Source organism: Faecalibacterium gallinarum (assembly GCF_022180365.1).
In the GTDB taxonomy this organism is placed as follows: Bacteria; Bacillota; Clostridia; order Oscillospirales; family Ruminococcaceae; genus Faecalibacterium; species Faecalibacterium gallinarum.
The window spans coordinates 238315-258350 of sequence record NZ_BQKV01000098.1 but is presented as its reverse complement, the minus strand read 5'-3'; the positions used below and the strand labels follow the sequence as shown (position 1 = coordinate 258350).

The 20036-nt window shown below is 58.5% G+C and carries 17 protein-coding genes; 4 read left to right on the top strand and 13 right to left on the bottom strand.

The window, feature by feature from the left end; all coding sequences use genetic code 11:
• Positions 1-119: 119 nt before the first annotated feature.
• The 5 genes from JCM17207_RS11780 to JCM17207_RS11760 all read right to left on the bottom strand — a co-directional run bounded on the left by JCM17207_RS11780 (position 120) and on the right by JCM17207_RS11760 (position 5929).
• Positions 120-2441 carry an ABC transporter permease gene (locus JCM17207_RS11780; protein ID WP_238317823.1) on the bottom strand — a complete coding sequence of 774 codons (2322 nt, stop codon included), beginning with the start codon at positions 2439-2441 and terminating at the stop codon, positions 120-122.
• Positions 2438-3121, bottom strand: a complete 684-nt coding sequence (locus JCM17207_RS11775) for an ABC transporter ATP-binding protein (RefSeq protein WP_238317822.1) — start codon at positions 3119-3121, stop codon at positions 2438-2440. The genes JCM17207_RS11780 and JCM17207_RS11775 overlap by 4 nt, the downstream gene beginning before the upstream one ends.
• Before the next feature lie 70 nt (positions 3122-3191).
• Positions 3192-4229 carry a sensor histidine kinase gene (locus tag JCM17207_RS11770; RefSeq protein WP_238317821.1) on the bottom strand — a complete coding sequence of 346 codons (1038 nt, stop codon included), beginning with the start codon at positions 4227-4229 and terminating at the stop codon, positions 3192-3194.
• An 8-nt stretch (positions 4230-4237) separates the two neighbouring features.
• The gene (locus JCM17207_RS11765) at positions 4238-4924 is read right to left on the bottom strand and encodes a response regulator transcription factor (protein ID WP_238317820.1); all 687 of its coding nucleotides are present in this window, start codon (positions 4922-4924) and stop codon (positions 4238-4240) included.
• Positions 4925-5095: 171 nt separating this feature from the next.
• Positions 5096-5929 carry a GGDEF domain-containing protein gene (locus tag JCM17207_RS11760; protein ID WP_238317819.1) on the bottom strand — a complete coding sequence of 278 codons (834 nt, stop codon included), beginning with the start codon at positions 5927-5929 and terminating at the stop codon, positions 5096-5098.
• A 565-nt stretch (positions 5930-6494) separates the two neighbouring features.
• Between JCM17207_RS11760 and JCM17207_RS11755 the strand changes: the two genes are divergently transcribed.
• Both JCM17207_RS11755 and JCM17207_RS11750 read left to right on the top strand, forming a co-directional pair.
• Entirely contained in the window at positions 6495-7235 is a 741-nt protein-coding gene (locus JCM17207_RS11755) for a LytR/AlgR family response regulator transcription factor (protein WP_238317818.1), read from the top strand.
• Complete coding sequence (locus JCM17207_RS11750) at positions 7229-8488, top strand: sensor histidine kinase (protein WP_238317817.1); 1260 nt, start codon at positions 7229-7231, stop codon at positions 8486-8488. The genes JCM17207_RS11755 and JCM17207_RS11750 overlap by 7 nt, the downstream gene beginning before the upstream one ends.
• A 125-nt stretch (positions 8489-8613) precedes the next feature.
• Here the strand turns inward: JCM17207_RS11750 and JCM17207_RS11745 are convergent, their stop codons facing one another.
• Positions 8614-8919 carry a PfkB family carbohydrate kinase gene (locus JCM17207_RS11745; RefSeq protein WP_373871966.1) on the bottom strand — a complete coding sequence of 102 codons (306 nt, stop codon included), beginning with the start codon at positions 8917-8919 and terminating at the stop codon, positions 8614-8616.
• Here JCM17207_RS11745 and JCM17207_RS11740 point away from each other — a divergent pair.
• Positions 8886-9056, top strand: a complete 171-nt coding sequence (locus tag JCM17207_RS11740) for a hypothetical protein (protein WP_238317816.1) — start codon at positions 8886-8888, stop codon at positions 9054-9056. The two genes, JCM17207_RS11745 and JCM17207_RS11740, sit on opposite strands and share 34 nt — an antisense overlap.
• An 87-nt stretch (positions 9057-9143) precedes the next feature.
• Here the strand turns inward: JCM17207_RS11740 and JCM17207_RS11735 are convergent, their stop codons facing one another.
• The 7 genes from JCM17207_RS11735 to JCM17207_RS11705 all read right to left on the bottom strand — a co-directional run bounded on the left by JCM17207_RS11735 (position 9144) and on the right by JCM17207_RS11705 (position 17619).
• On the bottom strand, positions 9144-10949 hold the full coding sequence (locus JCM17207_RS11735) for a 5'-nucleotidase C-terminal domain-containing protein (protein ID WP_238317815.1): 1806 nt from the start codon (positions 10947-10949) through the stop codon (positions 9144-9146).
• Between the two features lie 275 nt (positions 10950-11224).
• On the bottom strand, positions 11225-13732 hold the full coding sequence (locus JCM17207_RS11730; RefSeq protein WP_238317814.1) for an excinuclease ABC subunit UvrA: 2508 nt from the start codon (positions 13730-13732) through the stop codon (positions 11225-11227).
• A 53-nt stretch (positions 13733-13785) separates the two neighbouring features.
• Entirely contained in the window at positions 13786-14451 is a 666-nt protein-coding gene (gene sfsA / locus JCM17207_RS11725; protein WP_238317813.1) for a DNA/RNA nuclease SfsA, read from the bottom strand.
• Between the two features lie 36 nt (positions 14452-14487).
• Positions 14488-14730 carry a hypothetical protein gene (locus JCM17207_RS11720; protein WP_238317812.1) on the bottom strand — a complete coding sequence of 81 codons (243 nt, stop codon included), beginning with the start codon at positions 14728-14730 and terminating at the stop codon, positions 14488-14490.
• 12 nt (positions 14731-14742) lie between these two features.
• Entirely contained in the window at positions 14743-16221 is a 1479-nt protein-coding gene (locus tag JCM17207_RS11715) for a Y-family DNA polymerase (RefSeq protein ID WP_238317811.1), read from the bottom strand.
• A gap of 18 nt (positions 16222-16239) precedes the next feature.
• Complete coding sequence (locus JCM17207_RS11710) at positions 16240-16557, bottom strand: hypothetical protein (RefSeq protein ID WP_238317810.1); 318 nt, start codon at positions 16555-16557, stop codon at positions 16240-16242.
• A gap of 153 nt (positions 16558-16710) precedes the next feature.
• The gene (locus JCM17207_RS11705) at positions 16711-17619 is read right to left on the bottom strand and encodes a LysR family transcriptional regulator (protein WP_238317809.1); all 909 of its coding nucleotides are present in this window, start codon (positions 17617-17619) and stop codon (positions 16711-16713) included.
• Between the two features lie 172 nt (positions 17620-17791).
• On the opposite strand from JCM17207_RS11705, the gene JCM17207_RS11700 reads away from it, so the two are divergent.
• Positions 17792-19783 (top strand): FAD-binding protein, encoded by a 1992-nt coding sequence (locus JCM17207_RS11700; protein ID WP_238317808.1) that lies wholly within the window; start codon positions 17792-17794, stop codon positions 19781-19783.
• The last annotated feature ends 253 nt before the right edge of the window (positions 19784-20036 follow it).

Below are 20036 nucleotides of genomic sequence, written 5' to 3'. Positions count from 1 at the left end.
AATATGCTTATGAGCGCATCAACCGCCCCTATCTAGCCGCCTGAAAGCAAAAAGGCGGTGGATATTGCGGGGTCGCACCGCCGATCCCACCGTCTTGTGAGAACGATAAAGCAGCGCTCTTACAGCTCGTTGATGGTCTCTGAAATTGCCATGCTGCAAATTCTTTTTGCGGGGGCCAGGGGCGCCAAAAGAGCGGTGAAAACCAGAAACGCCAGGATTCCCCCCAGTGTGCCCAGCGGGAGCTGCCATCCCGTCCCCCAATAGTTTGTAATCATCTGGGAATAGAGAAACCAGTGCAGGGGCAGCCCCAGGCCGCAGCCCGCCAGGAGTCCGAGGCCTGTATAAGCGGCCGCCTCGGTCCGGATCATTTTCTTGATTTGGGCGGCCTCCATTCCCACCGCGCGCATGGCCCCATATTGCTTTGTTCTGGCGGATACGCTCATGGAGATGCTGTTGACCGTATGAATCACGGTAATCAGGGTAATCACTGCGAGGAATCCATACACAAAGAGGCAGAACATATAACAGGTGTTTTGGGTGTCTTTGTTTTGGGCCAGACGGTCGTAGAAGCGGTACTTCTCCCCCGCCAGCGCATGAAGTTCCTGCACATTTTTTTCGGTGGCGTCCCGGGTCAGCTGGACATCCAGAATCGCATAGGCGTCCTGGCCGGTGATTTGCCGGAACAGTTCTTCCGAGCAGATCACGGTAGGCTGATCCGAAGAATCAAAAGGGCTGTCCTCCAGGACGCCGGCCACCGTCAGCTCAGTCTGCTCCAGCCGGATGGTATCCCCCACTTTCAGGGCATTGCTCTTGTCGTAGACCGTCAACACCCCCTCGCCCCGGATTACAGCAGCCATATCTCCCGCAATCAAATCTTCTTCAGCCCATCCAAACTGCCGGCTCTCGTAGGAAATCAAATCAATCCGTCCGGTTTTGCCTTCGTATTCGGCGGGCAGGCTCTGGTACATCCGGCCAAACACCCGCTCCACATAGGGATAACCTTCCACCCGGGCAGCAAAATCTCTTTCGATTTCGCAGAGATTTTCGGGGCTGGCGTAAAAGACGTCCGGCGCCCAGGGTTTCAGCGGATTAAGAGCCATCTGAACCCACTGAATCAGAACCGAAAAGCTCAAAATCAGGAGGATGCTGAGGGCAAAAGAACCCGTCATCAGCACCAGATTTTTGGGGTAAGAGATGGCGTGATGAATCCCCAGGGCCGTCTCAATGTTCAGAGAGCTCTTTCGGACCGGACGTGAAATATTTCCCTTTTCGGCGAGATTTCCGGTCACCGCCGCCACCGGCGAAACCCCTGCCGCCCGTCTTGCGGGAGCGAGGGAGGAGAGCATCACCGTCAAAACTCCCACCACCACGCCGCTGGCGATCCCGATGGCGCTGACCCCAAACAGCGGGATCTGCACAAACTCAGCCCCCACCCCAAACCGCAAAAGAGCGCAGAGAAGCCAGGTACAGAGAATCCCGGCGCCCACCCCAAGGGGCACCGCCGTTTTGCACCAGTAGAGGGCTTCCAGCCGGACCAGGTGCATGATCTGGGCCCGGCTGGCTCCAATGCAGCGGAGCATCCCAAAAAACTGAGTGCGCTCCGCGGTCCGGCTGTTCAGGCTGCCGGCGATCATAAAAACCCCCGCCGCTAAAACCAACGCAAACAGGATGGCTGCCACCAAGTACATTCCCATCACATAGGAATCGCTGCTGAATCCGGTCAGCCCCAGCAGCGCCGTATTTTCGGTCAGGGTCTCATCGGTAAACCCCTGGGTCTGGCGCAGCTCGGCGATCACCCGGCGGACGTTGGTGTGTTCCGCAAAGCGGACAAAACAGACCGGGGCCAATTCGCTGCCTTCTGCTTTGGCGAGGGCCCGGAAGGAATTCCAGTTCAAAAAAGCCCCCACCACGTCGGCGTCCGAGCTGATGGTCACATCTCCCCCAAAGCCGGAGATCGTATAATCAAATGCGCCTGTCGGAGTGTTCAGGGTTACTGTGTCCCCTATCTCCAGGGAAAGCAGATTCTTTGCCCGGTTGGAGAGCAGAATCTCATCCTCCCGGGCGGGGTAATGCCCCTCGGTCAGATTGTCGTAGATCCGGGTGAGGATCGCTTCCTCCCCGCCCGCGATGACGCAGGCTTTCCCTCCAATGGTATAGTCCGCGGACAAATCAAAGTTCAGCCCGTCATAGAGGGAATAAGCCGCCACATCTTCCCTCTGGGTCACCTGCTCCACCTGCTGGCGGATGGGCTCTTTCAGCATGATATGCCAATAGCCATGATCCGCAACCACCCGCTCCTTTTCCATCCGGATGCCCATATCCGCCATGCTGAAAATGGTGGTAACCAGCAGGACTGAAATCACAATGCAGAGCAGAGTCATCCGGTTTTGGCGTTTGCGCACCCGGGCCGAGATCGGAATCAGACTCAGATAGCTTTTCATTCCCGGCACCTCCCGAAATCGGTCAGTACACCGTCGGACACCTGCAAAATCCGGTCCGCCGACTGGGCGATGCTCCTGCTGTGGGTGATGATCAGAATGGTCTGCTCGTATTTGCGGGAGGCCTCTTTCAAAAGGGCAATTACTTCGCTGGTGTTTTGGGTATCCAGGTTGCCGGTGGGCTCATCCGCCAGGATCAGGGCCGGGCGGGTCATCAGGGCCCGGCCGATGGCCACCCGCTGTTGCTGTCCGCCGGAAAGCTGGCTGGGCAGGTGGTTCCGGCGGGCAGTCAGATTCAGGACTTCCAGCAGTTCTTCCAGATAAGCCCGGTTGGGTTTTTGATAGTCCAGCAGCACCGGGAACAGGATATTCTGCTCCACGGTCAGCTCCGGGATGAGGTTAAAACTCTGAAAAACAAAGCCGATGTTTCGCCGGCGAAACACCGTCATGTTTCGCTCCTTCATGGCGAAAATATCTTTGCCGTCAATCCACACTTTGCCGGAAGTAGGGGTATCCAGCGCACCGATCATATTCAGCAGCGTGCTCTTTCCTGAGCCAGACTCCCCCACCACAGCCACAAATTCCCCTTTTGGGACCGAGAACGTGGCCCCTTTGAGGGCGTGGACTGCCGTTTCACCGGTGCCGTAGGTTTTGGAGAGATCTTTGACTTCCAACAGATTCATTCCATAAAACACCTCTTTCTTTTTTATGGAAAGAGTAACACAGCAACCCTACCGCAGCCCGACAGATTCCCTACAATTTTGTAGGAATCAAAAAACTGATGGTAAAAATCGCCCCCCGGCCAGGGTCGCTGTCCACCTCGATGGTACCGCGGTGCGCCTCTACCACCGCCTTGGTCAGGGGGAGCCCCAACCCAACTCCTTGGGTATCCTTGGAAAACCGGCTGCGGTAAAAACGCTTGAAAATATGGGGCAGATCCTCCGGGTGAATCCCGCTGCCATTGTCCCGAACGACGATCTGGACCATAGACGCCAGCTGCCGCCACTCCACCTGGATCGTGTCCCCGGCTTTTGTATGGTCAAGGGCATTTTTCACCAGGTTGCTGATGGCTTCCACCATCCACCCCCGGTCGCACAGCAGGGTCACCTCGTCCCCGCCGGAAAAAACCAGCTTCTTTTCTTCCCGCTGGGCCTGGTAGGCAAAGTGCTTTTCAATGCCGTCCAAAAGTTCCGCGAGGTTTTCCTCCCGCTTCTCCAGCACAATGGTTCCGGAGTCCCATTTGGCGATCTTCAAAAGATTTTGGACCAGGGTTTCGATCCGGTCCAGCTCCTGTTCCGAGAGGTCGGCAAACTCCCGGATGGTGGGGCTGCCCTGGGCTTCCTCCTGCAAAATCCCATTATAAATATTCAGCGCCGCAAGAGGGGTTTTCAGCTGGTGGGAGATATTGGAGATGGTGTCCTTTAAATAGAGCTTTGCTCTGCCCTCGTTTTCGGCGTGGGCATTCAGGGTCGCCGCCAGGGAGTTCACCTCATGGAACAGCCGATACAGCTCCCCTTCCTCATCGCAGTCGATCCGGGCGTCCCGGTCGCCGGAGAGATAAGCTCGAATCTGCTCCACCGCTTCTTCCATAATTTTTTCCTGCTGCCGGAAATAGAAAAAGAGGGCCGCGCAAACCATCGCCCCCATACACAAGGCCCCGGCCAGCACAAACCAGGCCGCTCCCTGGCCGTACAGGCGAACCGCCGCCCCCGATACAGCCGAAAAACCGACGGACAGCAGTAAAACCCAGCCGAAAAGCCGGTTGATTCTTCCATTGGCCAGGATACGCATGGCACACCTCATTCCACCACATTCCACTTGTAGCCGCTCCGCCGGACTGTGACAATCTTTTGGGGGCGGCCGGGGTCGTCCTCAATCTTTGTGCGCAATCTTCGGATATATACGGTGAGAGTACTGCTGTCGATGTAGTTTTCCTCACAATCCCAAAGCCGGCCCAGAATCTGTTCCGGGGAAAGCACCTGGTTTGGGTGCTCCATAAACAACCGAAGCAGCTTATACTCGCTGGCCGTCAGATCCACCAACACGCCGCTTTTATAAACTTCATGCTTCAGCAGCCGCATCGTGATGTCGTTTGCCCTCAGCTCGGCATCCCCCTGGCTGAAATTTTCGCTGCGGCGGAGAAGGGCGTTGACCCTGGACAAAAACACCGCCAGTTTGAAGGGCTTGGTGATATAGTCGTCGCCGCCCAGGTCCAGCCCCATGATGATATCCGTCTCCTCATCGGCAGCGGTCAGGAAAATAATGGGCACCCGGGAGGTCTGACGGATTTTCTGGCACAAATCGTAACCGGAACCATCCGGCAGGGACACATCCAGAATTACCAGGTCATATACTCCGTCCCTCCAAAGTTTCTCCGCTTCCAGGCTTGTCCGGGCAATCTCGATCTCATACCCCTGTTTTTGAATTGCAAAGGAGAGCCCATTGATCAGGCTCAAATCGTCTTCTACGAAAAAAATCCGCTTCATATCCGGTCACCGTCCACTGTTTGCTTCTGTCCCATTATATTTCCAGGATTTGCAGAATACAAGCCGGAACCCCTAAACTTCCCAAAACCAAGAAAAAGGCGGGAAGCAAAAATGCTCCCCGCCGGATCTCACAAGGCCACTGGGCCTTTCTCAAATATTTTCCTATCCGTTTTAACGTTTGGATTCCTGCCGGGCCGGACCCTCCAGACGCCGCACATAGCACCGGCCCTTGCCATTCTTTTTCGCCTGGTAGAGCATCCGGTCGGTCTCTGCATATACCTGCTGGTAAGTACACCCGGGCCGGGTGCAGACGCACACCCCCACGCTGCACTGAACTGCCAGAGGCTGTGTCTGCCATTGAATCGCGCCCAGCTGCTCCACCAGACGCTCCCCCAGGAGCCGGGCCTGGGCCTCTGTTATGGGCCGGTCGTAAAGGATCGCAAATTCGTCCCCGCCAATCCGCCCCAGGGCCGCTGCATCCGGAAAAACACAGCGCATGACCCCCGCCGTCTCTGCCAGCACATGGTCCCCGCAGGGGTGTCCGTAGCGATCGTTGATCCCTTTAAACTCATCCAGATCAAAGAGGAACAAGGTCAGCCCGCCCGTTCTTGCGGTGTATTCCGAATCCTCGAGCAGCCGTTCAACCCGTCGCTCCACCGTTGTTTTATTGAGCAGGCCTGTCAACTGGTCCTGCTGGACCAGCCCCTGCAATATATCGTTCATCTCCACAATCTGTTTTTGCTGTTTCAGGGTCACGGCAGTGTGGTGGGCGTTGGCCAGGCAAACCGCCAGGGCCACCACAAAGGTAATGGTCAGGTTCAGACGGTCTCCGGCTTCCATCCACGGGGCCATCACAACCCGGAACAGGAGATACCACGCCAGATACTGCACGGTGCTGTAAGTGGGCGGTTCCTGAATGAACAGGGCCAGCCCCAGCAGCGCGGTGGTTAGCACGGTCGTGCCCGCAGCAGGGTCTCGGTACAGATCGTACGTGTTAAGCCCCATGTGCCACAAAAAAAGAGCATTGGCCAAAGCGTATTGTACCGTCCACTGAAGATCAACGGATGCTTTGCGCAGCAAACGCCGCAATGCCAGCCACAAGACACCCAAAAGAATCAGGAGGCAGTACATCGAAAAATAAATCCGGTTGTTTTGTGTTCCCAAGCCGGACCGGGACCAAAACAATACACGGACGATGTTGAAAATCTCCACAGGAAAAATGATTGCGCAGATAATCCGCATGGAAATGTTGTTTTTCCGCACCGACTCACGCAAAAAATCCCTCCAAATATCCTCGGGGATTTGCAGAGCAACAGGCCATTTATCTTTGAGACGTTTTTGTATTTTGCGCACCATAAAAACACCCTTTATTAAAACAGGCTGAACTCCAAAATGTCGCCCTGTTTTTATACTATGAAAGCCGGACCCCGCAGTCGAAAGCCCCTCTTGACGATTTTTTGCTTCCATGCTATTTTCATTTTATCGACCCAAACGATATTGGAAAGCCGTTGTTTCAAATCCGATGTTCCGTGCGCAGAATTTGCATTCTGCCGAGAAAAGGAGGCTGGCTATGCTCCGGATCGCCCTATGCGATGATGAAGAAAAACACCTGAATCAGACTGCGGCGCTGCTGGCGGCCTATCTCAGGGTCCGCCCCCGTCTGAACGGACAGGTGGAGTGTTTCCAAAGCGGCGGAGAACTGCTGGCCCGGGCGGAGAACGACGGAGGTTTTGACCTGTACATCCTGGATATCCTGATGCCGGAGCTGAACGGAATTGAGACCGGGCGGCTTCTACGGGCGCTGGGGGAGGGCGGTGAGATTGTCTATCTCACCAATTCCAACGACTTTGCCGCCGACAGCTATGACGTCCGGGCCTTTTTTTATCTGCTCAAACCGGTAGAGGAGGCCAAGCTCTTTCAGGTATTGGACGGCGCAGTGGAAAAGCTGAGCCGGCGGAGAACCAGCGCCGTCGTGGTAAACACAGCGGCGGGGCCCCGGCGTCTTTTGCTGGAGCGCATCCGGTATGTGGAACGAGTGGGGCGCTGTGTTCGTTATTATTGTACCGACGCCACCGTAGACTCCCAAAGTATCCGGGGCTCTCTTCGGGAGGCGGCGGCGCTCCTGCTGGCCGATCAGCGTTTTTATCTGTGCGGGGCCAGTTATGTGCTGAATTTTCAGCATGTATCTGGGGTGAACGGCCAAGCGGCCCTGCTGGATGACGGCCAAACCGTTATGCTGCCCCGGACCGCAGCTGCCGAGTTTAAAAAAGCCTGGGGTGGCTACTGGCTGGAGGAAAACGGTAAATGGTAGAATTATTTATGATGGAGTACCTGACGGCGTTGGGTATGACCATGGTGTTATTATTTCTGGACAGCCGGTATTCCCCGCGGCGCACGGTGCTAACCGTCTGCAGCGCCATTGTTCTGGTTATGGCCGGGGTCGCCGCATTCTATCGGGTCTTCGGCCCAGAGACCACCCTCCGATATTATTCCCTGATCGTCCATGCTCCCAGCCTGCTGCTTTGCCTCGCCCTAAGCCGTTTCCGGGGATGGCGGCTGGTATTTCAGCTTCTCTCCGCGATCTTGTTCTGTGCGCTGATTCAGCACGGGTCCGGATCAATCTACTATTTCTCCGGCAGCCGGTTTTGGGTGCTTCTATTGTCCTACGCGGTCCTCAGTGCCGGAGTGATCTGGTTTTTGGTCCGCTTTCTTCGGCCGTTGTTTCTCAAGACACTGATGGAACTGCGTCAGGGTTGGGTGCTCATATGCCTGGTCATGGCCGTATACTATGTCATTATCATTTATCTGATCCCCGGCTATGTTGGGCTCACACGGACCAGTACCATCCTGAAACCTGCCATTTCTTTATTAATGGTGGGGTTTTATTCCATCTTGATGTTCCTCTTTTCTAGCATTCAGCGGGAAATGGAAACCCGGCACAGCGCACAGCTCTCCGCATTGCAGCTGTCTGCCCTGCAAAGCAGAATGGAGGCAGTGAAAGCCGCCGAGAATGTAATCCGCACAGAGCGCCACAACCTGCGCCACCGGCTCCAGGCTGTCACCGAACTGGTGGCCCGCGGGGATCAGGACGCTGCTCTGGATTTTCTGGACGCGGCGCAAAAACGGCTGGACGAGCACAAGGAAATCCGCTGGTGCCGCCCGCCGGTGCTGGACGCCGTCTTTGCCTCTTACTTTGCCCAGGCTGAAAGCCAGGGGATCCCGGTGGAGGCGAAGATCTCTTTGCCCGACACCCTTCCGGTGAAGGAGGGCGAGCTGGCCATTGTCCTGGCCAACGCTCTGGAAAACGCCATCCATGCCAATCTGGCCTTGCCCCAGGAGAAGCGGGCGATTCGCTGCAAGATGGTGGGAACCCCCAGCATTATGCTGGAACTTTCGAACCCATACACCGGCAGCATCTCCTTTGACAGCGACGGCCTGCCAACGACCCAAAGGGAGGGGCACGGCCTGGGAGTACAGTCCATCTCCTCCTTCTGCTGCAAAACCGGGGCTGTCTGCCAGTTCAACCAGCAAGACGGCTGGTTCCGGCTGCGGCTGGTGCTGTAAGCATCCCACCCAAATAAAAATGACGTCCGATTCCGAAACGGATCCGGCGCCGTGAAATCACAGCATCAAAAGAAAACCGGCAGGAGCCCTCTATGAGAGTTCCTGCCGGTTTCCATCTGTTTTTATTAAATTCCGGCCGCTCTGCGCATGGTTTCTTCCACCGTCTCACGGCTGGGCATGGAGCGAATGGCGCCCTTTTTGGTGGTAACCAGATAGGCCGCCGTGTTGGCAAACCGAAGCATCTGGTCCAAATCCCGGGTGGTCAGCCCGTCCAGGCCGTGTTCCAGTATAAAGTTCAGAACGCTGGCGCAGAAGGTGTCCCCCGCCCCGGTGGTTTCAATGACGCCGCCCAGGGTACACCCGGGCTGGAAGGTATGGAGATCCCCATAGAAAGCATATGCTTTACCTCCTGTTCGCCCCCTGGACGCTATTCCTGGTGCCTTTCATAGGGCTCTGGTTCATTCTCCTGGTCTGCGAGCTGATCCTCTATCGCCAGCTGGACAGCGCTTTTCAGATTGAGCAGCAATTCATTCAGCTTGAAGGCGACCCATGGCGGGAAACCACTTAAAAAACTGGCCCGGCTTTGCGTTTGCATTGCCAGGCCAGTCTTTTTATTGGGTGAGTTTCGTCAAATGTTTAGGAGCCATAGAGAGAATCAAAAGGCCGCCAGATCGGCCTCGGTAATGACCGTGGAGGGAAGGGTGCGGGTATCCTGATTTTCCGAAAGGGTCAGTTTGCCCTCCCGGAGCAGAGCCACCGCCTTGTCATGGCTGGCCGGGTTCCAGTTGTTGCCGATGATCCTCCAGTTCTGGTTGACTCTCGGCTCAATCACACCGCCCTTAACGGTCCGGATGTACTCGCCCAGCAGCTCCCGGATGCCGCCCACGTCGCCGCGGACGTCCATTTCCAGCAGCTGGGGCATCTCGTCGCCCGGGGCGAAGATATCCGCCGCCATCAGCAGCTGGGTGGTGGCGCGGTAGTTGTTCACCGCAATTACAAAGCTGTCGTTATCCTGCACCGGCCGGCCGTCGGGCCAGGTCAGGTTCTTGATCCGGTTGCCTGGCTCCTCCGAAATATCCAGCTCGTAGTTGACGCCCTCAAACGCATCGTACAGGTAGTACCGAGTGGAGGGGTCAAAGGCGATGGTCACATCCCCCGGCTGCCAGGTCTTGAAGAAGGCCGCCGACCACTCCATATAATCCCGCAGCTGGGCGCCGTTCATCTGGAGCTTGTACAGGGTATTCTCGTAGGTATAGATGCTGGTCAGGTCGCACTTGCGGATGACGCCCTCCTGCATCTGGCCGGTCATGGAGGTCAGTGCGGTAGCAGACACCTGGGCGCCGGTATAGTACATCTGCACCTCGTTGATGAAATCCAACAGGGCGGTATCCTGCACCATAGCCGAGGGAATGTTCACAATCTCGTTTTCGGGTGCCATGTTGCCGCCCCGCAGCTCACCGATGGGGATCACCGCGTCGGCCTTGGCCCGCTCGTCGTAGGGGGCCAACAAGGACACCAGAGCGGGATCTGCCTCGAACTCCTTGATTTGCAGGCTCTCGGAGCTGCGGCCGGTCACCTTCCAGCTGCCATTCCACTGGCGCTGAAGGTTCAGATGGATCTCGGACAGGGTGGCGCCGTTGCTCTTGTTCTCGATCACCAGAACACCGTTGATCTCCTCGCCGGGGATCTCCTTGTGGCCGTGGGCCGCAATAATCACATCAAACTCGGGGCAGGCATTGGCCAGGTCTCTGGCGCCCGAGCCCTGGACGCCGTACTCGTTTTCGGTGTCCATATGCACCACGCCGATCAGGACATCCACCTGGTCCTTGATCTGATCCACGATCTTGCGGCACTCATCCACCGGGTTGGTGACCGTCCAGCCCCTCAGGTTCACCGCGTCCCACCGGGTAATGTTGGGGGTAACCATGCCGATCAATCCGATCCGGACGTCCTTTTTCTTGATAATCGTATACCCATCGGCCAGGGCTGCTCCATCCGGGCCGTAGACGTTGCCGGTCAGAACCTTTGCCTTCTGCTGGGACATGACCTTTTTCAGAGTATCCATGCCGTAGTTGTACTCATGGTTGCCCGGCACCCAGACGTCGTATCCAATGGCATTCATGGCGGCCATCATGGGGTGAAGGTCGTCTTCAAGGAACAGCTGGGCGGAGTTGCCCTGAATGGTATCTCCCGCATCGATCACCAGGGTGTCGGCGGTGCGGCGCTGCTGGATGGCGGTGGCCTGCTGGGCAACGCTGCCGCTGGCCTCTGCCTTGTTAGCCGCATAATCCCAGGGGACAAATTTGCCGTGGGTGTCGCTGGTGGCCAGGATCTGCAAATCCATTGTAAAAGGCCAGAAGCAGGCCGACGCCGACGGCGCCATGCCGGTGATGGTTGCGGCGGCAGCTGTAACGCCTGCGGCACGCATGAAGGTACGCCGGGAGATCATGTTTTCTTTCATAATTGCCTCGCTTTCTGAAGTACGTTTGAGTGGCTTCCAGGGAAAGTCGGACTTTTCCATCAGTATAAAGTGATTTTCGCTATTTTTCAATGGATTATATGTCAAATTGCAGGATTATCTTTTGTATAGTATCACAAAGCTCTCCAAGTGCTTATAAATTGAAAGCCAAAAATCAACGTCTCAACATAAAACAGCCCCCGGCGGAGAACCCGCTGGAGGCTGTGAATTTTATGTGTAAAAGGTCTGCCCGGAGCGGCAGTCCCGGCAAAGGGTGGTTAGTCCCTCAGATACTCTTTCAGATAGGCGCCGGTGAGACTGGCGGGGTTCTCTGCCACCTGGGCGGGAGTGCCCGCCGCCACAATTCGGCCGCCGGCCTTGCCTCCGCCGGGGCCCATATCCACCACATAATCGGCGTTTGCGATCATATCCAGGTCGTGCTCGATGACCACCACAGTGGCCCCGGCCGCGATCAGCCGCTGGAACACTTCCAAAAGCACCCGCACATCCAGTGGATGGAGGCCGATGGTGGGCTCGTCAAATATAAAAACCGCATTATCCTGGGCCCGGCCCATCTCGGCTGCCAGTTTGAGCCGCTGGGCCTCGCCGCCGGAGAGGGCGGGGGTAGCCTCCCCCAGGGTCAGATACCCGAGGCCCAGGCTGTCCAGAACCCGCAGCTTTTCGGCCGCCTTTTTGGCGCCCGCCAGCCGTTCCAGGGCTTGTTTCACGGTCATTCCCATCAGTTCCGGCAGGGAGATTCCCGCCTCCCCTTCTCCGCCTTTTTGGGGGTACCAGCGGATCTTCCGGGCCGGTTTGCCATAGCGGCAGCCGCCGCAGTCGGGGCAGACAATCTCTACATCCGGCAAAAACTGGACGTCCAGGGTAATCTGGCCCGTGCCGTCGCACCCGGGGCACCGGAGAGAACCGGTATTATAGGAGAAGTCCCCCGCCTTATAGCCCTGTTCCCGGGCCTCTGGGGAGGCGGCATACAGCCGCCGCAGCTCATCCAACAACCCGCTGTATGTGGCCACGGTGGAACGGACATTCACCCCTATGGGGGTAGCGTCGATGAGTTCAATCCGCTCTACCCCGGGGGCCTCTATGCTCCGAATGTGTGCAGGCAGCGGGGCCCCCGCGATTTTCGCTTTCAGGGCAGGGATGAGGCTTTCCAGGATCAGGGTGGTTTTACCCGAGCCGGATACCCCGGTCACCGCCACCAACCGCCCTTTCGGCAGCGAAAGATCCAGCGCCTGAACGGTGTGCAGCGGCCGGGTGGAGAGGGAAATCCGCCCCTGTTGAAACAGCGTCCCGGCATCTGCTTGGGGCCGGGTGATGATCTGTTCTCTGCCTGCCAGGAATCCGGCGATCAGGGAGCCCGGGGTCCGACTCACCTGTTCCACCGTTCCTTGGGCCAGCACACGGCCGCCGTATTCCCCTGCCCCCGGCCCCATTTCGACAATCCAGTCGGCAGCTTTCAGCACCCGCACATCATGGTCCACCAGAACCACCGAGTTGCCGTGGGCCAGCAAATCCTCCACCACCCCCAGCAGACCGTCCACATTGGAAGGATGCAGTCCAATAGAGGGTTCATCCAGCACATAGAGAATACCGGTGGTCCGGCTGCGCACGGCCCGGGCCAGCTGAACCCGCTGCCGCTCGCCGGTGGAGAGGGTGGCCCCCGCACGGTCCAGGGACAGGTACCCCAGCCCCAGATCCATCAGCCGCCCGGCGGTGTGGAGGAACTGGCCGCAGATGCTGGCTGCCATCTCCCGCATAGGCTCCGGCATCGCCGCAGGCACCGCCTCTACCCAAGGGATCAGCTCGTCCAGGGTCATGGCGGTAACCTCGGCCAGGGTTTTCCCGCAGAGCAGCGTAGACCGGGCCCGGTCGTTCAGCCGGGTGCCTCCGCAGTCCGGGCAGGGAGACTGCTTCAAGAATCGCTCCACCCGTTTCATGCCCTTGTCGTCCTTCACCTTGGCCAGGGCATTTTCCACCGTATAGACGGCGTTGAAATAGGTAAAATCCAGCTCCCCTGCCGAGGCGCCATTCTTGGGCCGGTAGAAGATATGCTTCTTTTCGGCGGGCCCGTGAAAGACGATCTCCCGCTCGGCCTCTGTCAGCTGGGAGAAAGGCACGTCGGTGCGGACCCCCATGGCCCGACAGACATCGGTCATCAGGGACCACATCAGAGAGTTCCAGGGGGCCACTGCCCCCTGGTCGATGGTCAGGGACTCGTCCGGCACCAGGGTAGTTTCATCCACGGCCCGCACCACCCCGGTGCCGCCGCAGGTTTCGCAGGCCCCCTCGCTGTTAAAGGAAAAGCTCTCGGCGCTGGGCCCCTCAAAGGACGCGCCGCACTCCGGGCAGACCAGGGGTTTGCCCGCCGCGTTGTTCATGGAGGGCGGGGTCAGGTGCCCGTTGGGGCAGCGGTGACTCCCCAGCCGGGAGAACATCAGCCGAAGCGGGTTCAGCAGCTCGGTGGAGGTGCCAAAGGTACTGCGGATCCCAGGGACGGCGGGCCGCTGGTGGAGAGCCAGGGCCGCCGGGATATACTCCACCCGGTCCACATTCGCCTCTGCCGCCTGGGTCAGCCGCCGGCGGGTGTAGGCGGAGAGGGCCTCCAGATACCGGCGGGAACCCTCGGCGTACAGAATCCCCAGCGCCAGGGAGGATTTTCCCGAGCCGGAGACCCCCGCGATCCCCACCAGTTTCCCCAAGGGGAGATCCAGGTCAATGTTTTTCAGATTATGCACCCGCGCGCCGCGGATTTCGATATGGTCCGCCATTCTCTGCCCTCCGTTTCCTTCTTTGGATGATTTTATCGGCATTTTGCAGGGGGTCAGCCCTCTCTCTGGTCCACGATTTCCAGAGAATTCCGTCCCACCCGGCAAAGCAAAAAGAAGATTTTCACCCCGGCGGCCTTTGCCTCGGCCCAGGCCCGGCCGAATTCCGGCTGAGTGGCCAGATTGGGGCGAACCTCGGTGACCCCTTCCATCTGGACCACAAAGGCCACCCCGCATTGATAACCTGCCTGCTGGGCCCAAATCAGCTCCCGCAGATGCTTGACCCCTCGCTGGGTGGGGGCGTCGGGAAAATAGCCCACACCATTGATTTCCAGGGTACAGCCCTTAACCTCCAACAGGTAGGGCTGGCCCGCCTTTTCCATGGCGAAGTCAATCCGAGAGTTTCCATAGGGGAACTCCGGCTGGATGCGGTCGAAGCCCTGGGTTTTGAGCCATTCCCCCACCACCTTATTGGGGGCCTGGCTGTCCAGGTTGACCCAGCCAAGGCCCGGTTTATGGACCGCCACCAGGTCGTATTTTGTCTTGCGGGCCGGCTGGTCTGCCGTTTCCAGGCGCACTGCTGCCCCGGGCAGCAAAAGCTCCTTGCACCGGCCGGTGTTTTTTACATGCACGGTCTCCTCCCTGCCCTCGATCCGCACCCGAGCCACAAATCGGTTGGGGCGGGAGAGAAAAGTTCCCTCGGTAATTTCTCGATATTTCAAATGGCAATTCCTTTCCTTAAAACTTGGTTTTGGGGTTCATACGCCCTCCCAATCCTCGCCGGTGGGGGTGTCTTCTTTCCGGGCGATTGCCTCGCTGCGCTCCCGGGAGAGTTCTTCATCAAAGCCCCGCAGCGCCGCAAAGGGACTGAAGATTTTGGCCCGGTTGCCCAGTGCCATCCGGGGATGTTTTCGGGAGGGTTCGGGCCGGTCGAGGGACAAAATGTCCCCGTATTTTTCCGCCACCACCCGTCCTTCGGGGGTATCCTTGGCATCGGTCATTTTCTCCCCTCCTCACTCCGCTTTGTGGCCGCCAATCCGGCCGTTCCGGTCCCGCATGGTGGCACCATCCAGATAATTGGTTCCCTTTAAAACAGCATTCTTGCCAAACTTCTTTTTCAGTTCCAGCATGGTTTCCTGCAGATTTTTCTCCTTTTCCAGTTTCATGGTATCGGTGAAAAAATCGGTTTGAAAAATTCCCTGGTCCTTTACCACCCGGTTGGCTGTCAGGGTGAGCCGCCGGACCGTCAGCCTTCGATTGACGATCTGATCAAACAGTTTCATCACCGCTCCGCTCAACCGGCTGCCCAAATTGGTGGGGGTGTCCAGCCGGGCGCTGCCGTGGGCCCCTTTGGGGACCGTCCGTCCATAATGGTCAATGTGGACCGGGCCCCGGTAGCCCCCTTTGTCGCAGTTTTCCCGGTCATAGCCGATGTCCAGAGTCAGGCCGTCGGTCACAAGCCCTTTGTCGGTGAGCTGATAGACCATGCTGTCCACCATCTCCTGAACCACAATCCGGGCTTTTTCGTAGGGGTAGGGACAGGACAACACCTGCCCCTCGCACAGGCTGTTGGTTTCGGGCCGGTAGGCGTTGATCTCTTTCATGCCGCAGGGCTCCAGCCCCCAGGCGTGATCGATCAGAATTTCCGCATTGACCCCAAATTCCTGATACAGCATATCTTCATACCGGATGCTGGCCCGGGCCAGCTCCCCCATGGTATGGATGCCATGTTTCGCCAGCCGCCGCACCGTGCCCGGCCCCACCTGCCAAAAGTCGGTCAGAGGTGTGTGATCCCAGAGCAGATACCGGTAGGACTCTTCATCCAATTCTGCAATCCGCACGCCGTCTTTGTCCGGGGCAGCGTGTTTGGCGGTAATATCCATCGCCAGTTTGGACAGATAGAGATTGGTCCCAATGCCCGCTGTGGCGGTGATGCCGGTGGTATAGAGCACCTCCCGGATCATGGTTTTGGCCAGGTCGTGGGCCGTCATCTTGTAGTGGTCCAGGTAGGGCGTAGCGTCGATGAATACCTCGTCGATGGAATACACCAGGATATCCTCCGGCGCGATGTATTTGAGATAGATCCCGTAAATCTGCCGGGACACCTTTTCGTAATAGGCCATCCGGGGCGGGGCCACCAGATAGGCAATCTCCAGGGAACCGTCTTTATCCAGCGCTGCCGCATCGTAGGAAGGAGCCGAGAGACAGAGTTTGCCCTCCCGGCGAACCGCGGTGCGGTTTTGGATGGCGGCCCGGAGCCGGGCGGCATTGGCCTGGCGGACCTTCTGTATCACCTCAAACAGCCGGGCCCGGCCCGGGATGCCCAGGGCCTTTAAAGAGGGCGAAACCGCCAGACAGATGGTTTTTTCGGTGCGGCTGGCGTCGGCCACCACCAAATTGGTGGTCAGCGGGTCCAGGCCCCGCGCCGCACACTCGGCCGAGGCATAATAGGATTTCAGATCAATGGCAAGGTAGGCGCGCTGTCTTGGCATCCTCCATCCCCCTTATCTTTACCGGGTGACCGTTTTTTCCACAAACCACCGCCCCAGCCGGCCGGTGAACCGGGAGTCTACGTGCTCAAAGAATAAAAGCTTCTCCTGCCCCTGGATCAACACGGTAAAGCAGTCCCCGGCCAGGTCGCTGCCGGCCATCCCCGCCGGGCGAAAGTCCCGCACCCTCTCAATGGGAAAGGTCCGGCCATCCGCCCAGGTAATGGACAACGGCTGCATATACCCGGTGGCGTCAAACTCAGAAATCACCTTGACATAAACTCTCTCGGTGCGGGCGCGCCGCAGGCTGGACTCAGCCCGGAGATGCTTCGATTCCATAAGAGATCCCCTTTCCCAGAACGCAGTACAAAGCTGCCCAATCATAGCTTGCTATCCTTATGGTACCGCGTTCAGGCAGAGTTGTCAACATCATACTTGAAAACAACGAGAAGTTTTGTAATTTTACTGTAAGCCCTGCCGGAACAAGCCGCATTATCCCTGAAATTTCGCCTGGGAAAACAGGTTTCCCAGCGGGAGCTTCCCGCTCTTTGCCCGGGCCCGCAGATCCTCCAAAAAGCCCTCTGCCCCGGCGGGGAGCCACTGCTGCCGGTAGTAAAAGCCATAAGGCAGTTTATAATCCCACGCACAGGGAATGGCTTTCATCCCAATGCAGAGGGCGTCCCAGCAGGCGGGAATTTGCAGCAGATATCCGTTCACCCGGCAGGTATTAAAAACAGCGGTGGTGTATTGATCCACCAAAATCACCTCTGCCCCCCAGCTGTGCAGATCCTCGCCCAGCCGGCTGAGCTGTTCGTGCATGGACTCCAGGCGAACCGTAACCACCTGAACCCCCCGCAAATCCTCACAGGTCAAACATTTGCGGCCTGCCAGAGGATGATCCGGCGGCGCCGCCAGGCAAAGAGGCACCTCGCACAGAGGAAGGGGCTCGGCCCCCAAAGGCGGCTTGCAGCCAAACATTACGGTTTCCAGAATGGCAATCTCTTCCCCCTCCTGGGGGGCCAGGTCCATCATGACAAACCGGGTGGGCACCGCGGGTTTCCCGTCCCAGTATTCGGCCCAGAGCTCCGGAAACAACTGGGGCTGGGAGAGAAACCCTGTGCCGATGGTCAGCACCGACGGGTGGGACAACTCCGCCAGCCGGGCCCGCAGCGCCTGGCTGCGCCGGACCATCTCCTGGCCCTCCTGATACACCAGCTGGCCCGCTGGAGTGAGCTTTACCCCATGGGTGGTTCGAACCAGAAGCTGGGCCCCGAAATCTTCTTCCAGATGGTTCACCTGCTGGATCACCGCGCTGGGGGTGATATAGAGTGCCTGCGCTGCTTTGGAAAAACTGCCCAGCCGGGCCACCTGCAAAAATGTTTCCAGCTGCCGTTTGTACATCCTCTTTTATCCCCTTTGGTTTTAAGGTATTCCTAATAGCCATTATAACAATTCTGCGCTTCTCTTACAAGCCGAACCGTGCCATAATGAGGGCAGCAAGATTGCAGCTTTTTTCACAACCTGCAATCCGAGAGAGAACACACACAAAGAAAGAAAAGGAAGGATCGTTATCATGCGCAAAACCTACATTGCACGCCGTGATTTCCTGCGGGGGGCCGCTGTAGGCGCCCTGGGCCTGGCCGCTACCAGCCTGGCAGCCTGCGGCTCTGCCTCCAGTTCCACCGCCGCTTCCAGCAGCGCAGCCGCTGCCGGCAGCTACACCCCGGGCACCTACACTGCCACCGTCAAGGGCTATTCCAGCTACATCACGGTGGAGATGACCTTCGACGAGAGCTCCATCACCGCCTGCTCCGTCAATGCCGCCGGCGAGACCCCCGAGATCGGCACCAAGGCCGCCGAGGAGCTGGCCTCTCTGATCGTCAGCGATCAGTCAGTGGACGCCACCACCACGGCCACCGCCGACATCACCCTGCCCGCCGTCCGCAAGGCCGCCAACAACTGCATTCAGCAGGCCCAGGGCAAGGCTGTGGCCCTCAACGAGAACGCCGGCGACACCGGCGATGACTGGCTGGGCGAAGCCCCTGAGATCGACGCCTCCCAGATCAGCGCCACCCAGGACACCGAGCTGCTGATCATCGGCGCAGGCAACGGCGGCATGATGGCCGCTGTCACGGCCGCCGACGCCGGGATGGACTTTATTGTCTGCGAGCAGAACCAGACCATGGGCGACACCCGCCACTGGATCGGCGCGGTGGACACCGACGCCCAGAAGGCCGCCGGCGTGACCATCCAGAAGGACCGTCTGCTCAACGAGCTGGCCCGCTACGCCTCCTACAAGTGCGACATGGACGTCATCAAGATGTGGATCCAGAACAGCGCCGAGATGGTCTCCTATCTGGAGAGCCTGGGCATGCGTCCCTCGGTTCATATTGCCCCCGAGACCCACGTGGGCGGCAACAACATGGAGTACTATGTCCCCTCTCTGTGGCACACCGTGGACCTGCCCGAGGGCAGCGAGGCCAAGGACCGTCACGCTTTCCTGGAGCAGTACATCAACGAGAAGGGCTATGAGATCCAGTACGGTATGACCCTGGTGCGGCTGGTGCAGGACGCTTCCGGCAAGGTCACCGGCGCCATCTTCTCGGATGAGACCGGCGCTTATGTCCAGGTCAACGCTGAGAACGTGATTCTGGCCACCGGCGGTTACCCCGGCAACCCCAAGATGGTCAAGGCTCTGGCCCCCATCATCAACGAGTGCGTCACCGCCAACAGCTACTTTGGGCCGGACGCCGGCATGGGCATCCGGGCTGGCATCTGGGCTGGCGCCAAGCGGGACACCGAGTGCGCTCCCATGATCTTTGACCGCGGCATTGTGGCCCCCGGCGTCAAAGCAGGCTATGTGGAGGATGAGAACGGCAACCTGGCCTTCCCCGGTACCGTCGGCCAGTTCAACCTGGGCACCCAGCCCCACCTGAAGGTCAACAAGGAGGGCCTGCGGTTCGCCAACGAGAGCTGCCCCTACGATTTCCTGAACTATGCCGCCTCCCTCCAGACCGATGGCGTCTACGCAGCCATCATGGACTGCAAGGTGGAGGAGAATGTCATCGCCTACGACCAGTACGGCTGTGCACAGATTGCCGTGGATATGGCCAAGGGCGGCGCCCTGATGCCCGCCCTGGAGCAGCAGGTGGAGGCCGGCCTGGCTTTCAAGGCCGACACCATCGAGGAGCTGGCCGAAAAGCTGGGCCTGCCCGTGGACACCCTTGTTGCCACCGTGGACCGGTACAACGAGCTGTGCGCCAAGGGGGTGGACGAGGACTTCGGCAAGGAAGCCTACCGGATGCGCCCCATCACCGAGCCCCCCTTCTACGGTTACTTTATGGGCGGCAGCCTGCTGACCACCTGTGACGGTCTGCGGATCAACCGCAAGTGCCAGGTCTACGACCAGAACCACAAGGTCATCGAGGGCCTGTACTGCGTGGGCGACTGCTCCGGCAGCTTCTTCAGCGGCAACTACCCCGAATACTTCGTGGGCGTGGCTGTGGGCCGTACCATGACCCAGGGCCGCTACGCCGTCAAGGCCATCCTGGGCGAGACCGTCTGAGTCTCTTGCAGCACCTCTGAATAGATAAAGTAAGCCCTGCCCTGTGGTTTCCATCGGAACCGCGGGGCAGGGCCTTTTGTTGGGCGGCGCTTAGCATCCCGGCCCTGTCCGCCCCGGCAGAATCGGGAGTTTACCACAATTTTTAGTTGTGTCCCGCAAGATATATCTGTTTTTCTCTTCCCGAAAGATGTGTTAAGCTATCTGTGAAAGATATCACAATCCGGGCGCCTGTGCTGCATGGTGTGATAACACG

What these genes read in the sequence shown, in the direction of transcription:
- JCM17207_RS11765 (WP_238317820.1), bottom strand. Translation starts at nt 4,924, where the DNA reads ATGAAGCGGATTTTTTTCGTAGAAGACGATTTGAGCCTGATCAATGGG.
- JCM17207_RS11720 (WP_238317812.1), bottom strand. Translation starts at nt 14,730, where the DNA reads ATGACCGATGCCAAGGATACCCCCGAAGGACGGGTGGTGGCGGAAAAA.
- JCM17207_RS11775 (WP_238317822.1), bottom strand. Translation starts at nt 3,121, where the DNA reads ATGAATCTGTTGGAAGTCAAAGATCTCTCCAAAACCTACGGCACCGGT.
- JCM17207_RS11740 (WP_238317816.1), top strand. Translation starts at nt 8,886, where the DNA reads ATGCTTTACCTCCTGTTCGCCCCCTGGACGCTATTCCTGGTGCCTTTC.
- JCM17207_RS11735 (WP_238317815.1), bottom strand. Translation starts at nt 10,949, where the DNA reads ATGAAAGAAAACATGATCTCCCGGCGTACCTTCATGCGTGCCGCAGGC.
- JCM17207_RS11760 (WP_238317819.1), bottom strand. Translation starts at nt 5,929, where the DNA reads ATGGGGCTTAACACGTACGATCTGTACCGAGACCCTGCTGCGGGCACG.
- JCM17207_RS11710 (WP_238317810.1), bottom strand. Translation starts at nt 16,557, where the DNA reads ATGGAATCGAAGCATCTCCGGGCTGAGTCCAGCCTGCGGCGCGCCCGC.
- JCM17207_RS11750 (WP_238317817.1), top strand. Translation starts at nt 7,229, where the DNA reads ATGGTAGAATTATTTATGATGGAGTACCTGACGGCGTTGGGTATGACC.
- JCM17207_RS11730 (WP_238317814.1), bottom strand. Translation starts at nt 13,732, where the DNA reads ATGGCGGACCATATCGAAATCCGCGGCGCGCGGGTGCATAATCTGAAA.
- JCM17207_RS11755 (WP_238317818.1), top strand. Translation starts at nt 6,495, where the DNA reads ATGCTCCGGATCGCCCTATGCGATGATGAAGAAAAACACCTGAATCAG.
- JCM17207_RS11780 (WP_238317823.1), bottom strand. Translation starts at nt 2,441, where the DNA reads ATGAAAAGCTATCTGAGTCTGATTCCGATCTCGGCCCGGGTGCGCAAA.
- JCM17207_RS11700 (WP_238317808.1), top strand. Translation starts at nt 17,792, where the DNA reads ATGCGCAAAACCTACATTGCACGCCGTGATTTCCTGCGGGGGGCCGCT.
- JCM17207_RS11715 (WP_238317811.1), bottom strand. Translation starts at nt 16,221, where the DNA reads ATGCCAAGACAGCGCGCCTACCTTGCCATTGATCTGAAATCCTATTAT.
- JCM17207_RS11705 (WP_238317809.1), bottom strand. Translation starts at nt 17,619, where the DNA reads ATGTACAAACGGCAGCTGGAAACATTTTTGCAGGTGGCCCGGCTGGGC.
- JCM17207_RS11770 (WP_238317821.1), bottom strand. Translation starts at nt 4,229, where the DNA reads ATGCGTATCCTGGCCAATGGAAGAATCAACCGGCTTTTCGGCTGGGTT.